Origin of the sequence: Photorhabdus caribbeanensis, assembly GCF_018448885.1 — a bacterium.
Lineage (GTDB): Bacteria > Pseudomonadota > Gammaproteobacteria > Enterobacterales > Enterobacteriaceae > Photorhabdus > Photorhabdus caribbeanensis.
This window is the reverse complement of sequence record NZ_RCWB01000004.1, coordinates 192714-207234: the sequence shown is the minus strand read 5'-3', so window position 1 is coordinate 207234 and position 14521 is coordinate 192714. Positions and strand designations below refer to the sequence as shown.

Annotated in this window: 13 protein-coding genes and 1 pseudogene; 5 read left to right on the top strand and 9 right to left on the bottom strand. The window is 43.0% G+C overall.

The genetic code is table 11. The annotated features are described in order from the left end of the window. Positions 1-124 precede the first annotated feature (124 nt). Positions 125-454: pseudogene (locus tag EAE90_RS05055) on the bottom strand (stiblene epoxidase); the annotation flags it as partial. Between the two features lie 548 nt (positions 455-1002). Between EAE90_RS05055 and EAE90_RS05050 the strand changes: the two are divergent. Next, positions 1003-1974 carry a class I SAM-dependent methyltransferase gene (locus EAE90_RS05050; RefSeq protein WP_246550370.1) on the top strand — a complete coding sequence of 324 codons (972 nt, stop codon included), beginning with the start codon at positions 1003-1005 and terminating at the stop codon, positions 1972-1974. 113 nt (positions 1975-2087) lie between these two features. Here the strand turns inward: EAE90_RS05050 and attM are convergent, their stop codons facing one another. The 8 genes from attM to EAE90_RS05010 all read right to left on the bottom strand — a co-directional run bounded on the left by attM (position 2088) and on the right by EAE90_RS05010 (position 8789). Continuing rightward, positions 2088-2879: an AttM family quorum-quenching N-acyl homoserine lactonase gene (gene attM / locus EAE90_RS05045; protein WP_214052547.1), complete on the bottom strand. Its 792-nt coding sequence runs from the start codon at positions 2877-2879 to the stop codon at positions 2088-2090. Between the two features lie 264 nt (positions 2880-3143). Then, on the bottom strand, positions 3144-3620 hold the full coding sequence (locus EAE90_RS05040; RefSeq protein WP_214052546.1) for a hypothetical protein: 477 nt from the start codon (positions 3618-3620) through the stop codon (positions 3144-3146). Continuing rightward, positions 3613-3858: a hypothetical protein gene (locus tag EAE90_RS05035; protein ID WP_214052545.1), complete on the bottom strand. Its 246-nt coding sequence runs from the start codon at positions 3856-3858 to the stop codon at positions 3613-3615. The genes EAE90_RS05040 and EAE90_RS05035 overlap by 8 nt, the downstream gene beginning before the upstream one ends. Positions 3859-4060: 202 nt before the next feature. After that, positions 4061-5032 (bottom strand): P1 family peptidase, encoded by a 972-nt coding sequence (locus tag EAE90_RS05030; RefSeq protein WP_214052544.1) that lies wholly within the window; start codon positions 5030-5032, stop codon positions 4061-4063. Between the two features lie 139 nt (positions 5033-5171). Further along, positions 5172-6473: an FAD-dependent oxidoreductase gene (locus EAE90_RS05025; protein WP_214052543.1), complete on the bottom strand. Its 1302-nt coding sequence runs from the start codon at positions 6471-6473 to the stop codon at positions 5172-5174. Positions 6474-6475: 2 nt separating this feature from the next. Further along, a complete protein-coding gene (locus EAE90_RS05020; RefSeq protein ID WP_214052542.1) occupies positions 6476-6730 on the bottom strand; it encodes a (2Fe-2S)-binding protein in 255 nt (84 codons plus the stop codon). Then, a complete protein-coding gene (locus EAE90_RS05015; protein WP_214052541.1) occupies positions 6727-7854 on the bottom strand; it encodes an NAD(P)/FAD-dependent oxidoreductase in 1128 nt (375 codons plus the stop codon). Before EAE90_RS05015 ends, EAE90_RS05020 begins: the two co-directional genes overlap by 4 nt. Next, positions 7851-8789, bottom strand: coding sequence for a 4-hydroxyproline epimerase (locus EAE90_RS05010; RefSeq protein WP_214052540.1), 939 nt, complete (start codon positions 8787-8789; stop codon positions 7851-7853). The genes EAE90_RS05015 and EAE90_RS05010 overlap by 4 nt, the downstream gene beginning before the upstream one ends. Positions 8790-9148: 359 nt before the next feature. On the opposite strand from EAE90_RS05010, the gene EAE90_RS05005 reads away from it, so the two are divergent. The 4 genes from EAE90_RS05005 to EAE90_RS04990 all read left to right on the top strand — a co-directional run bounded on the left by EAE90_RS05005 (position 9149) and on the right by EAE90_RS04990 (position 14409). Further along, entirely contained in the window at positions 9149-9985 is an 837-nt protein-coding gene (locus tag EAE90_RS05005; protein WP_214052539.1) for an AraC family transcriptional regulator, read from the top strand. A gap of 216 nt (positions 9986-10201) precedes the next feature. Next, on the top strand, positions 10202-11122 hold the full coding sequence (locus tag EAE90_RS05000; RefSeq protein ID WP_214052538.1) for a dihydrodipicolinate synthase family protein: 921 nt from the start codon (positions 10202-10204) through the stop codon (positions 11120-11122). Positions 11123-11163: 41 nt separating this feature from the next. Continuing rightward, positions 11164-12747 (top strand): aldehyde dehydrogenase (NADP(+)), encoded by a 1584-nt coding sequence (locus EAE90_RS04995; protein ID WP_214052537.1) that lies wholly within the window; start codon positions 11164-11166, stop codon positions 12745-12747. Positions 12748-12807: 60 nt separating this feature from the next. After that, the gene (locus tag EAE90_RS04990; RefSeq protein ID WP_214052536.1) at positions 12808-14409 is read left to right on the top strand and encodes an APC family permease; all 1602 of its coding nucleotides are present in this window, start codon (positions 12808-12810) and stop codon (positions 14407-14409) included. Positions 14410-14521: the final 112 nt, after the last annotated feature.

Sequence of the window (14521 nt, the reverse complement as noted above, 5' to 3'; positions counted from 1 at the left end):
GTGATTAAACAGAATACCAGTATAAAAGACAGTCAGGCGGCTAAACGTCGAAGAGCCATTTGGTCAGGGGAATTCCGTAGTCAACTTATCTTTGATTAAATTAAATACAAAGTGGAATCCCGCCCTGGCTGATTGACAGACGTTGCTCAGAAATAATCTTTCCTGCCATTGGGGAAATACCGCCATGAACGGCAAGAAGACGCATACGTTCATTATAAAACCGTGATTGGCCGCCAATATATCTTGATGCCTCCTTAAAGGTTAGCCAGTTTGCATCCGGGAGGCATTCTTGCAGTGCTTGCTTGCCGAATGTATTAATATGAATTCCATAACCGGGAAGTTCGGATGACAAAGCAGGGTTCCGCTCATAGATCGTCACTTTGATTCCATTTTTACGTAGTCCATGTGCTAAACATGCCCCCCCAATTCCTGCCCCAATAATGCCAACGTGCATAATATTTTCTCCATTTGTAGGTATAATAGATTCTGGCTAGATCAGGTGGGACTATATCTATCTGATATTATCTAATCACAGCCATGATTTTTGTTTTAGTATTTAAAATAAAAGTATACTGTATATAGAAATAGAGCAAGGTGCTCTCTAGTTGTTTTTCTAAAAATATTTAGAAAAAAATTTATATTATTGATTATTAAATGATTGAATTTTTAAATTACATGGGTGAATTTTTGTTTACAGTTTCTGATTCGTTATTAAATTAATATTCACTTTGTTTTGATTGTTGCGATATTAAATTATTCAAATGGCTTATAAATATGATAAGCATCAAAATTCCGCAATAAATTATTAAATATATTCTTTTCAGAATGCTTTCATTAATATGAAATTATTTTCATCTTAATTGAGTTTAAAATGTTTTTCCCGTTATGAGATATTTTAATTATTTTTTATCATGGACTTAGTGATAGTGACCACTATACTAACTATGATTGGTCATCATGAGCTAGTACCACTGATTTATCATTTTGTTCGGAGAAATAGATATGAGTAATCAGGATGTCAAAGCGATGTATAACCGATATCCATATCCTAGTTCTGCCATTGGGGATAATCTTATTTATGATATGGCGACGGTGGTAGGGCTTATATTTAAGCCGGGTTATTTAACGGGAAAATATGTGCTCGATTTAGGGTGTGGAACGGGACATCGTTTAGTAGGGCTGGCAAGTATGTATCCCGATACCCAATTTGTAGGCATTGATATGACGGATAAAGCGTTAGAGGTAGCAGATAAGTTGATATCTTATCATAGATTGGATAATGTCACGTTAGAAAATAATACGATTGAGCAGCTAACACGAGATAATCAATTTGATGTTGTTGTTTCTACCGGTGTTATCCATCATATGGAGTGTCCACAAGAGGGTTTTTTAGCAGCTTCACGTTCATTAAATGAAGAGGGTATCGCACTTATTTGGCTATACAATGTTATAGGAGAATATGAACGGTTGAGGCAGCGAGAGCTTTTGCAGATTTTTGCAAAAAAAATTCATGCAGAAGAATATTTTTTACGTACTGATTTAATGAATAAATTATGCAGAAACTTAAATCGGAATCAATATGGCGATAGTACAGCTAATCATTTAGATGATAGTGTTGATCAGATTACTGTTAATGTGGATGCGTTTTTGAATCCTATTGTCAACGCATATAGATATGATGAGATATGCGATTTTTATTATAAATCTGGCTTCAAGCATGTGAAATGTTGTGGATTTAATCGTGAAAACAGCAGTAAGTTTTTTGCTGGATGTTGCGATCAATTCAATGATAAATGTTTTCTTCAATATCGAGATTTGCTTTTAGATGAACAGTTAAGTCAATTGTTTAATACCCTTGATTATAACCAGAAAGTGCGTGTTATCGAGCTTTTGTGGAAGCCAACCGGTATATCTTCAATTGGGTTTAAATCTGAAAATGCCCGCTCTTTTGTCAATGATTGGCTAAGAGGGTAAGAGGAAGAATAAACAGTTATTCTCGGATAATAAGTTAAACTTTCGTAAAATGAGTACCAAGCCAGAAACGTCCATTTTCTAGTTTCTGGCTATTTTGCATTGACAAATTCGAGTTAATCGTAATATTCCGGTGCCTTACGGAATGTTGGCCAGGCATCCGGATCGTGCCCTGTTACCACAATTGCATTCGTGCGTTTGGCTAGGTGCCGTAGTTTTTGCACCGAACGTGCGGTTTCAGTGGCAGAGGTGAGAAACCCAGGTAATGCACGTTCTTCCCAGTGATCGAGGGTATAAGCGGCATCAATCGTTAACAGCAGGTTGCCGCTGTTCGGCAAGGTCACTAGTAGTGATTGATGTCCTGGCGAATGCCCCGGGGTAAATACCGTTTTTAACGTGCCATCGCCATAAACATCAAACATATCATTGCGTTCCCCATCGAGAAATTCCCATTTCAGACCAGGACGATCAAAATCCTTGCGGATATAGCCACCAGAAGAAAACCAGTCAGGCGTGTAGGCATATTCATATTCACGTCGCTGTACGATATGTGTCGCGTTAGGGAAGCGTCCTATTGCACCAGTGTGATCGAGATGAAGATGGGATTGCACCACATAGCGGATATCTCCGGGATCGATACCCAACTTTTTAACTTGAGCGACACAACCTTCCTCTTCACGCATCACCGGCCAGTAGGCTTTGGTTATATTTCCCCAGTAGCCTTTGGGGTCAGTGGCAGTTTCAACTGCATTGCCGCCGTCAATTAGCGTATGGCCGTTAGGATGGGTAAGTAGGAAAAATGGAATCGGAATTTCATAATCGGCACCATTGCCTTGATTCATCTTGATGTTGTGAACCTTACATTTGATGGTGCCGGTTTGCAGCATATACAGGCGAATGTCTGACATAATGTTAACCTTTTGATTAGATTATTCATGTAGGTAAGGCCGGATTGTGGATGCTAACAGAGGGATGTTAGCATATGTCCCCAGTTGATTTCATTGACATCAAGTTCTATATGGGGAGGTCCTTGGAGCTAATCTTTGGGGGGGATTAGAAGAAATTACCTTATGTATGTAGGTTAAGAGTGATCAGCATAATTCGTCAGAGATCGTAATCACCTTTTTAACTCATTCGTGAAAAGGGTGATAAGACGTTATACCCGTTATCTTTCAAGTTGCCTCTTTGTTGTTTTTAAGGGGTTTTAAGCTGGAATAATCGAATGCTCTAATTTCCTCGTTAAGACCGGTTACTTGTTCAGAAATAAGCTTTGTAATTGAAGAAGGCCCTTGTCCCATTGCTTTTTTCATTAAGATCCTATAGGGGAGAAGGCTTGCTCTATCAGCAGAAGAGGGATTTTTACATCTATAAACCACTTGCTTCCCACGTTTTTCACGTTGATACCCAAAATTGAGAAGACCTAATATCTCTCTCGCGGTAACGATATGGTAGCCTTGTTCATGATTCCATAAATTAGATGGGGCTTCGGCCGACATTAGATGAAAATCTGCATGTCTATGAATATCACCAAGTACCCAACAATCATTTATCACATCGGTCCATTTATCCACCATTAATACATTTCCCTGGGCGTTTGGGTTCCATGAATTCTCATTTTTTTCTCGGCCAAGTCCGAGTGGCTTAAGCAATTTTTCCTGCTGAACAAATTAGCATCGGCCCATTTGCTGAAAGGGCTTTACGATAAACTAGCCAGCAATACTCGGTTAGATCATTAAGATAATTTTTACGTTTTTGGTTGTTTGGGAACTGCTCGGAAAGATTTTCATGAACAACATCCTCATCTTGTTCCCACAAGAATGGATTGACCTTTTTTTTGTAATCTAGCGACTCTAGATCTCGCCTTAATGTCAACATTGCATATTTCATATCTTATACCTCAACCGTTTATAATAAAAAAAAGTTATATCAAACAGCACTAATTTTTATAGCAGCAGTTTATGAATTAGTCCAATTTGGTGATAATAACTTCAATTTACTGATTGAGGTATAGATTGGCGTCGGCGGCATTTGGCGCGGCACTGAAGCCAGGCTAATTTCCAATGTAACCGTAACCATAACCTCGGGTTGTTTAATCTGCTAAATCGGCATAACCTCTAACACCAAATTTTGATTTAGCTGATTTTACGGCATCTAAAACCGCAACAGCCATGACCTCGGCAGCAAGAATACCAACGGTATTCACCGATGAGTCCACCCCACCAGTTGCCGCTGCAAAAATAGTATCCCCGTCACTCATGGTATGAACAGGGTATATTGTCCTTGCAAGGCCATCATGAGCCATCTGGGCAACTTTTTTCATCTGGCTTTTATTCATATTGGCGTTACAACAAATTATGCCAATGGTCGTATTTGCCCCTTGAATGAAATTATTATCTTTATTATTTTTTATAATGTAGGGAATAAGATCGATAAGATGACCATTTTTATCACATGCACCTGCAATGGTTTTACCATTTTTAGGATCTCTGATTTCACCAACAGCATTTACAACAACCATTGCGCCAATTTTCAGTCCGCTAGGTAATTGAACCGATGCGGTCCCAAGGCCACCTTTCATGGCTTTGTCAAAACCGGCCATTTTACCTATTGTGGCCCCGGCGCCTGCGCCAATATTTCCCGATGGAAAAGGGTTTGTAGAAGCATTTTGCGCGGCAAGATAGCCCATTTTATCGTCAGGCCGAACAGCCGGATCGCCAAAGTTTAGATCAAAAATTATTGCGGCAGGAACGATAGGTACGACAGTGACACCAACATCAAAACCTTGTTTTCTTTCTTCAAGATAGCGCATTACGCCAGAGGCGGAATCTAATCCAAAAGCACTGCCTCCACTTAGCACTATCGCGTTGACTTTCTGAATAGTATTAATGGGATCTAAAAGTTCGGTTTCCCTTGTCCCCGGGGCAGAGCCTCTGACATCAACGCCACAAACAGCTCCGTTGTCGAAAATAGTTATACTACAACCGGTTTGTTGTAACTCATCTTCAGCATGCCCAACCTTAATACCCGGTACATCTAAAATGGTTCCATTTGTCTTATGCATAAATGTTCACGCCTTAATCTTTAAAGTAACTCATTACAGGTTTTAATGATTTTCGAAGTGAATCATAGCAAAGGCGACCAAACAAGCTGTGATGTTTAGTGGAAGTTCTGTTTGAGAAACGAAAGGGGACATTTATCTGTCAGTCAGAAAAGTTAATTTTTTCTGTGTCTCCTGCTGCCAGCGTTTCAAGATTAACAGGTGATAGTGGAATGCGAGGGGATGGTATCGACCAGTGTTTGATATCGTGGAGAATGGCAGAACAGATTTTTCCCTGACAAGCTCCCATGCCACACCGTGTCGCCATTTTTGCACTATTCCAATCCTGAAATGGTTCAAGTTCGTTTAAACTCACGTCTTCGCAACGGCAGATCAAGGTATCGGGGGAAAGAGCCTGTGTGATCTCTTTGTTTAATTTAAACGCTTGTGCTACCGCTGTGGCAAAATGCTGCCATTTTATTCGTTTCTGCTGCCATTTTGCAGCCAGTGCATATTTACCACTCGCGGCAAACCCGGCAATAAATCCTTCACAAAGTGCAAGCTCACTGCCGCCAATACCTGTGCATTCTCCTGCTGCATATACACTAGGTATAGTCGTCTGTTGCCACGCATCTACTTGGATATTTCCTTGTTCATCCAGCAAACAACCAAGCAATTGTGCCAATTCCGTATTTGGCCTTAAACCAAAACCGCAAGCTAAACGGGTACAGGGTAATTTTCGTTTTTGCCCTTTATTACTGATATACACCCCAGTCAACGTTCCTTCTGTGGAAGTTTCCACGCCTAACACCATACTGTTTTTGTAATACTTTTTAAGTGGCACGAGAGTGATGGCTTGATGCAATTTGACTGGCCAACGGAGCAGTCGCAAGCCAAACGAAAATAGGCGGTGCAAAGGAGCCTGTTCAATGATGCCAACCACGTTCCCTCCCGCTTTTTTTACCGTTTCGGCAACCGCGAGCAACAGGGGACCGCTACCTGCAATAACCACACGCTCGCCAGTCATAGGGAGACCACTTTTTATCAGCGCCTGTAATCCGCCTGCGCCAGTGACACCCGGTAATGTCCATCCAGGAAAGGGAAGTAATTTTTCTTTAGCGCCGGTACAAAGTATGATGCGTTGGTAATGAACCATTTGGTGTCTACCTGCCATTTCAACAATCACACATTGGTTGTCTATTGCGATCACTTTGCAACCCGGTAAATAGATCAATGCATCTTCTGATAGTACCGATAAATAACGTTTCGCCATCGGCGGCAATGTATGAAATGGCCCTTGACGCCAAATTTGTCCGCCTGCGCTGGGATTGTCATCAAGCAGGATAACGGATTGCTGCCCTTGTATCGCAGCCTGTGCGGTAGCTAATCCCGCCGGTCCTGCGCCGATCACCAGCACCTCACAGTGCAATACCGTAGAAGTAGAAGAAGATGGGGTTGTCGCCATATTCAGATCCTCTCGATTTTCATACCTATTTCACAAACTGTCTGGCACGCTACACGACGGCGACCGTTAATCATCAAACGACACTCCTGGCAGATCCCCATACCACAAAAAGGTACTCTCAATTGATGTGATACAGACATACGGCAATGCTCATCACCGGTATAAGCGATCGCCGCCGCAACAGTAATCCCCGTAGGCACGGTGATCAGTTCGCCATCAATAAATAGAGCAATAAATGGTGGTTTTTTGAGTGTCATGGCAACCTCTGACGGGTTATGGCAGTAAAACGTGCAGGTTGGTAAGGCAATGGATCAATCTCCGTTTTTCTATTCAGCATCAATGCAGAGATGATTTTGGCGCTGCCCGGTGCGGTCGTCACGCCTAATCCTTCATGGCCTACAGCCAACCATAGCCATTCGTAGTCAGGATGTTGCCCCAATAGCGGCAAGCCATCTGGAGTCGCAGCACGAAAGCCGGACCAACAGCGTAAAATATTCATCTGACCAAGTTGAGGTAAAAAGTACAGTGCGCGTTGGAGCATAGAACGAAGTAGAGCGAGATCAATAGTGTGTTGTTGGTTATGGAATTGGCGTGAAGAGCCGATTAGGAGCTGACCAGTAGGGCGAGCCTGAACGTTAAAAGCGATTGACGTACCATCCGAGGTATGTGTACTGGCGCTATACCCCAATTCCACCAGTTGATGTGTAATGCAGGTAGGGTAACGATCTGTAATTGCCAATTGCCCTTTTTTAGGAACAATCGGTAATTCAGGTAACAGATGTGTGCTCCACAACCCATTTGCGAGCAATATTCTCGGCGCACAATATTTTTTTCCATCACGCAGCACAACGGTTTGAGGCTCTAAGGCATGCACTTGCCCTTTAATAAACTGAATCTTTTCGTGACAGCGAGCAAGAAACCAGTGTACGACATTTGGCGCATAGACAATCCCATCCCCAGGAACAGACAAACCACCGGCAATCCCACTTCTCACCATAGGTTCCATCTGATGAATTTGTGTCGCTGTCATTGGAGTATTTTCGATTTCATAGGCGGTAAGACGTGCGCTTTTTTCCTCAGCCAGTTCCATTTCATCCTCTGCATCCGCCAGCCAAAGCGTGCCGCATCTACGCCATGCACAATTTTCTGGCATATGTGGGGTGAATGTTCGCCATATATCTAATGAGTAACGACTCAATGCCAGTTCAGCAGGATTGTCGTCCATACACACGAGATGCCCCATTCCTGCTTGTGTTGCCCCTTTACCACCATCATCAATTACAGCGACGCTCAAACCATCCTGTACCAACTGATAGGCACATGCGGCTCCAACGATGCCGGCGCCAACGATAATGACATCCGGTATTTGGGAGGGGGTCATATATTGATTCCCCAGACAAACGGATCGCTTTTGGCAATGATTAACTTGTTATCACCGTAGACATGGGCTGTTCCTCGGATCTCTGGGGCAATTTTCTGACCAATCCACTGATATTGGGCTTCAAAAACACTTCCAATAATGCTGGATTGGCGCCAAATTTCACCCGGCTGCAATTTTCCATCCGCCGCCAGACAGGCTAACTTAGCACTTGTTCCCGTGCCACACGGTGAACGGTCATAGGCTTTCCCCGGACATAACACAAAATTGCGACTATCTGTATCATTATCAGGAGCGAACAATTCAATATGGTCGATACACTCACCGTTTTCACCGGTTATCCCAGCTTGTTCTAGTGCTTGCCTAACGGCCCAACTGTATTGTGTGAGTTCGTCGATATGGTGGGGGGTTAGAGACAGATTATGTTGACCGATCAGAAAAAACCAATTTCCTCCCCAGGCAATGTCTCCATTAACATTCCCCATACCGGGCACGTTCACGGTGACATTTTGCTGATAACGATAAGAGGGGACATTATAAACAGACACTGCTCCATCCTCATGGAGTACCGCCTCGACAATCCCGACAGGGGTCTCAATTTTATACTTGCTAGGGTTCAACCAGCCCAGATGATGGAGCGAAGCAATAAGGCCCATAGTGCCGTGGCCGCACATGCCTAAATACCCCGCGTTATTAAAGAAGATCACCCCTATATCGGCGTTAGGTACACTAGGCGGACATAAAAGTGCGCCGACCAACACATCATTCCCTTTTGGTTCAAGAATGAGAGCCTTGCGCCAGTGATCAAATTCAGCTTCAAAGCGTTGACGCTGTTTGGCAACGGTTCCTTTGCCAAGAGATGGAAATCCCTCGATTACCGTGCGGGTGGGTTCTCCACCGGTGTGTGAATCAATGACGCGAATAATCTGGTCTGCCATATAGCCACCCAATTAATGTATTTTTAATCAATAGTGGCGTGGTATTTCGTCGGTCGCTTGATGAGTTTCATATTGCAATATGCTGAAATCAGCACAATGAAAGAATCACTGAATTATCAGTGAGACATTCCAATAAGATAATGAAATGAAAAGTTATAAATAAACCTAATAAGGATTATTTCTGTTTTTACCAGAAAAATTTATAAATTGATCTATAAAATCAAATAGGTAAATAAGAAAAGCGGAATAACTTTCTGTGACAATTATCACATGAACACAAAATAGCTCTTTTGAATATTGCTAATACATCGAATCTGATATTTATCTTTTTAATCAAGGTAAATAGACTGGAGGTATCGATGATGAATATATACCAGAACAATGAAAAAAACGGCATTGGCACAAATGGTCATGACGTTTGTAATGTTGAGTTTTTATCGGCGCTTTGTAGTGGATTCGTTAATCAAAAACCCAATAACCTGCAAGATATTCTCAATGCGGTTGCTTTAATTACACCATTGTTAAATGCAATTCCCAGCGTGGTTTTTTTTATCAAAGATATCAAAGCACGTTATCTCATTGCGAACTTTACGCTAGCCACACGCTGCGGATTTAAGTCGATCTCTTCGCTACTCGGTAAAACCTCTTCCGAGATCTTTCCTGCTCAGATGGGTAGCTGTTACACTGAACAGGATTTGCGTGTGTTACATCAAGGGATAATTATCCAAAACCAACTGGAACTCCACTTTTATCATGGACGCAAAGCAGGTTGGTGCATGACATATAAATTGCCATTGTATGATCAACATAATCAAGTTATTGGTATGGCAGGAATTTCTCATGATTTGATGGAAGTTAAGGAAAATCACCCGGTATACCAAAAGTTGGCTATCGTCGATGATTATATTCGTGAAAATTTTGATCGAACAATTCGTCTCGAAGAGCTAACTTATTTAACACATCTCTCAGTTGCTCAATTGGAACGTTACTGTAAACGTATCTTTCACCTGACGCCTCGGCAAATGATCCACAAAATTAGAATTGAAAAAGCTTCTGAATTGTTGGCTACAGAATTACCTATCACAGATGTCGCCTTGCAATGTGGTTATACGGATCACAGCGCATTTACTCGGCAATTTAAAGCGTCAACTGGACTCACGCCCAGTGATTTTCGTCAGTCAATAGGGCTGGAGTAATTTGCTGTTTTCCTGATATTGCCGTTCTTTCGTGATCCAATAAGTTTGCCATTCCTATTATGCTAATTTCGTCATTGTTTACTGCGAAAAGTCACAAGCTTCTCTGTAGTGAAATAGCCATCATTCCATCAAAACCAATGAATCACATTTTTTTAACAAGGTAAAAACAATTTGCATTTTAAATATCAAGTAAATCAATGATCAAAGGGGAGAGCTATGAATAAAAGAAAGGTTAATTGGCAGGGTGTTTTTCCGGCAGTGACGACACAATTTAACCTCGATTTTTCCATTAATTTCGACGCCACAAAGAAGGTAATGACGAACCTGATTAAAGATGGAGTTTCCGGTTTAGTCGTTAATGGTTCTGTGGGGGAAAACACATCTCTGTCTATGAAGGAGAAGCGTGCTATCGTTGAACTTGCAATAGATGTTGCTGGTGGAAAAGTTCCTGTTCTCTCGGGTATCGCGGAATTAACAACCGATAATGCGTGCAAAATGGTCTTTGAATGCCGTCAGGCTGGGGCTAATGGGGTGATGATCATGCCGCCTCTGGTTTATACCCCAACACCGAAAGAAAACAGGGCGTATTTCCGTACAATTGCCGCCTCTACCGATTTACCCGTCATGCTATATAACAACCCTCTGCTATATAAAAATGATATTACGCCGAAAATGCTGATTTCTTTGGCCGATTGCGAAAATATCGTTGCATTTAAAGATTCATCAGGCAATACCCGTCCTTTTAGTGATATTCCCAACGAAGCAGGCGATCGCTTCATTCTTTTTGCCGGTTTGGATGACGTCGTTTTAGAGTCAGTCGCAGTGGGCGCAGAAGGGTGGATTTCAGGTATGTCCAATGCTTTTCCACGGGAAGGAGAGACGTTATTTCGTCTGGCTAAACAGAAACGTTATGAAGAAGCGAGGGAATTATATCGCTGGTTTATGCCTCTGTTGCATTTGGATTTCCGCCCTGATTTGGTGCAATGCATCAAACTGTGCGAAGAAATGGTTGGCCGTGGTAGCGCCATTACCCGTCCACCGCGTTTACCACTCGAAGGGGAAATATTGGCGGAAGTACGGGCCATTGTAGAACAAGCTCTCGCTAATCGTCCTTCACTGCCCGATGTAGGTCTCTGAATTGGGCGGTAACCGTTTCTGATCCCCTTGGAGGAATCATTATGTTGGTAACACATTCAGGTAGGCAGTTTATTGGTGGTTGCAGGCAAGCAGAGGGAGAGCGCTGTTTGCACAGTTGGCGAGCGGCGGATAACTCACCAACAGGTTATGCGTTTTATCAAGCTACACGACATGAGGTCGATCTCGCCGCTCAAGCCGCCGCCGATGCATTTACCCGTTATAGCCAGACATCGTTAGAAGAACGTGCCGTTTTTTTAGATAAAATTGCCGATGAAATTGATGCTCTCGGTGATGATTTCATTGCCCTTGTATCAGAAGAAACGGCTTTACCTCCAGCTCGACTCCAGGGTGAACGGTCGAGAACCAGCGGGCAAATGAGGCTGTTTGCCACGCTGTTACGCCGTGGTGATATTTATGCTGCCCGCATTGATACTGCGCAACCCGAGAGAAAACCGTTCCCCAGAGTTGATATTCGCCAATGCCATATTCCTCTAGGCCCGATTGCGGTTTTTGGCGCCAGTAATTTCCCGTTGGCTTTTTCAACCGCTGGTGGTGACACGGCGTCAGCATTAGCCGCGGGCTGTACCGTTGTTTTCAAGGCACATAGCGGCCATATGGCTACCGCCGAAATCATCGCAGAAGCCATTGAACGCGCGATTATCGCCGCACAAATGCCCGCAGGTGTATTCAATATGATTTATGGTAATAGCGTGGGGGCAGATCTCGTCAAACACCCAATTATTCAAGCAGTTGGTTTTACCGGCTCGCTCGCTGGTGGGCGTGCTCTGTTTAATATGGCTATGCAGCGACCACAACCTATTCCGGTTTTTGCTGAAATGTCGAGTATCAACCCGGTCATTGTGCTGCCAAACGCCTTAGCACAGCGGGGAAAACAGATCGCCCAAGAATTGGCAAATTCATTCACATTAGGTAGCGGTCAGTTTTGTACCAAGCCAGGAATAATCTTGGGTATTCGTTCAGCAGAATTTGATCAATTTATTACGCAATTGATGCAGGAAATCACGCTTCGTCCGGCACAAGCAATGCTAAACCAAGGCACATTGCTCAACTATCAAAAAGGTATTCATCAACTGGATGGTGAACCCTTAATGACACGGTTAGCCATTGGCGAACATGATGAAAGTCAGGCAAGCGCAATGCTGTATCGCGCCGATATTGCTTTGCTGTTGAGTAAAAATGCCTTGTTGCAAGAGGAGGTGTTTGGCCCTGTTGCGATTGTGGTCGAAGTCGAAAGTCAATATCAGCTTTTGCGTGCAATTGACTGTTTGCCGGGGCAGCTTACCGCTACCTTGATTGGTGAGGATGATGAATTAGCTCATGCACACGAGTTCAGTCAACGATTACAAAACATTGCGGGCAGGGTGGTTGTCAATGGCTACCCGACAGGCGTTGAAGTGTGTGATGCCGTGGTTCATGGCGGGCCTTACCCTGCGACGTCGGATGCCAGAGGGACTTCCGTTGGCACACTGGCTATCTGGCGTTTTCTGCGCCCGGTCTGTTTCCAAAACTATCCCAAATCCTTACTTCCGCCTGCACTGCAAGATCATAATCCGTTAAATATTTCTCGATTAATCAATGGGGTAATGAGCCGGGAGGTGTTGTAAAACCCACAGTTACCCGACTTTGACGTATACCAAATAAAAAACAGAAAAGGGCGAATAATTATGGCGCTATATGAAGCTTCTTCACGGCCAAAATCCGATTCGGGGCAGGGTAAATTTAAGAAACAGTTAACACTCATGGATTTAACCTTCATCGGATTAGGGGCTATTTTTGGCTCTGGCTGGTTATTTGCGGCCAGTCATGTGTCTGTTATTGCAGGACCAGCAGGGATTTTTTCCTGGGTGATTGGCGGTATTGCTGTGCTCTTACTCGGCATTGTTTATTGCGAGTTAGGTGCGGCACTGCCGAAATCAGGCGGCATTATCCGTTACCCGGTGTTTTCTCATGGTGAACTCATGGGATATTTAATGGGTTCTATCACCTTAATTGCGTTTTCCAGCTTAATAGCCATTGAAGTCGTCGCCGCTCGACAATATGCGGCGGCGTGGTTTCCATTTCTCAGTCAGCCAGGTTCTGGCGATCCGACTCTGATAGGCTGGCTGGTTCAATTTATTTTATTAGCATTTTTCTTTTATCTTAATTACAACAGCGTGAAAACCTTTGCGAAATCCAACAATATTATTAGTATTTTCAAGTTTATCGTTCCGCTGCTTGTCATTATTATCCTATTTAATTATTTCAATCCGAGTAATCTGCAAGTTCACGGATTTTCTCCTTTTGGAGTGTCGGGTGTTGAAGCTGCGGTTTCAGCAGGTGGGATTATCTTTGCTTATCTTGGCTTAACGCCCATTATTTCTGTCGCTGGTGAAGTGGAAAAACCCCAAAAAACAATTCCTATTGCTCTCATTCTGTCTATTTCACTGTCTACGGTTATTTATGTTTTATTACAGTTAGCGTTTCTTGGCGGGATACCCTCTGATCTACTCGTTGGTGGCTGGAATAACATTGGGCAATATTTTTCACTGCCATTTCGGGATATAGCCTTAATTCTTGGTGTAGGGTGGCTCGCTTTTTTGGTAGTGTGTGATGCGGTGATCTCTCCTAGCGGTACCGGGAATATTTATATGAATGCCACTCCTCGTGTCGTTTATGGTTGGGCAAAAAGTGGGACGTTATTTAATGTATTTACCCATATTGATGAAAAATCGGGAATACCACGTCCTGCACTTTGGTTAACGTTTATTCTTGCTGTTTTTTGGACATTACCTTTTCCTTCATGGGAAAAACTCATCAGTGTTGTTTCTGCGGCGTTAATTCTGAGCTATGCATTAGCGCCAGTAACCGCTTCGGCCTTACGCCGTAATGCCAGGGAGATAAAACGTCCTTTTTATGTTAAATGGTTTGCGCTCATTGGCCCGCTTTCTTTTATTATTTCTGCTTTCATTGTTTACTGGTCTGGTTGGAAAACGGTTTCTTGGTTGCTCGGATTACAGATTGTCTTGTTTTTTATCTACCTGTTATTCAAAAATAAAGTTCCGACAGGCAAAGTGAGTTTGCGCCAACAGATAACCTCGGCCCTGTGGTTGATTGGTTTTTACAGTGCCATGATCATTCTATCCTATTTAGGCACATTTGGCGGTAAAGGCATTATTCCTGCCCCTTGGGATATTGTGGCAGTGGCAGTGATCTCTTTAATTGCCTTTTATTGGGGAACTTTTAGCGCTTTACCCAATGCTATTTTACCAACGGAGGATGAGGATTAGTGCTGATGGATTACGTAAAAAAACAACTTCATTCAGAAAGAGGATTCAGGGCTTAATTATTTTGTTTGGAAGAGAAGGGTAATTGACGTTCAAAGTTCTAATGTGCCGTGAT

Coding starts and splice junctions, on each gene's coding strand:
- EAE90_RS05020 (WP_214052542.1), bottom strand. CDS start 6,730: ATGACACTCAAAAAACCACCATTTATTGCTCTATTTATTGATGGCGAA.
- EAE90_RS05025 (WP_214052543.1), bottom strand. CDS start 6,473: ATGGCGACAACCCCATCTTCTTCTACTTCTACGGTATTGCACTGTGAG.
- EAE90_RS05010 (WP_214052540.1), bottom strand. CDS start 8,789: ATGGCAGACCAGATTATTCGCGTCATTGATTCACACACCGGTGGAGAA.
- EAE90_RS05000 (WP_214052538.1), top strand. CDS start 10,202: ATGAATAAAAGAAAGGTTAATTGGCAGGGTGTTTTTCCGGCAGTGACG.
- EAE90_RS05050 (WP_246550370.1), top strand. CDS start 1,003: ATGAGTAATCAGGATGTCAAAGCGATGTATAACCGATATCCATATCCT.
- EAE90_RS05035 (WP_214052545.1), bottom strand. CDS start 3,858: ATGAAATATGCAATGTTGACATTAAGGCGAGATCTAGAGTCGCTAGAT.
- attM (WP_214052547.1), bottom strand. CDS start 2,879: ATGTCAGACATTCGCCTGTATATGCTGCAAACCGGCACCATCAAATGT.
- EAE90_RS05015 (WP_214052541.1), bottom strand. CDS start 7,854: ATGACCCCCTCCCAAATACCGGATGTCATTATCGTTGGCGCCGGCATC.
- EAE90_RS05005 (WP_214052539.1), top strand. CDS start 9,149: ATGATGAATATATACCAGAACAATGAAAAAAACGGCATTGGCACAAAT.
- EAE90_RS04995 (WP_214052537.1), top strand. CDS start 11,164: ATGTTGGTAACACATTCAGGTAGGCAGTTTATTGGTGGTTGCAGGCAA.
- EAE90_RS04990 (WP_214052536.1), top strand. CDS start 12,808: ATGGCGCTATATGAAGCTTCTTCACGGCCAAAATCCGATTCGGGGCAG.
- EAE90_RS05030 (WP_214052544.1), bottom strand. CDS start 5,032: ATGCATAAGACAAATGGAACCATTTTAGATGTACCGGGTATTAAGGTT.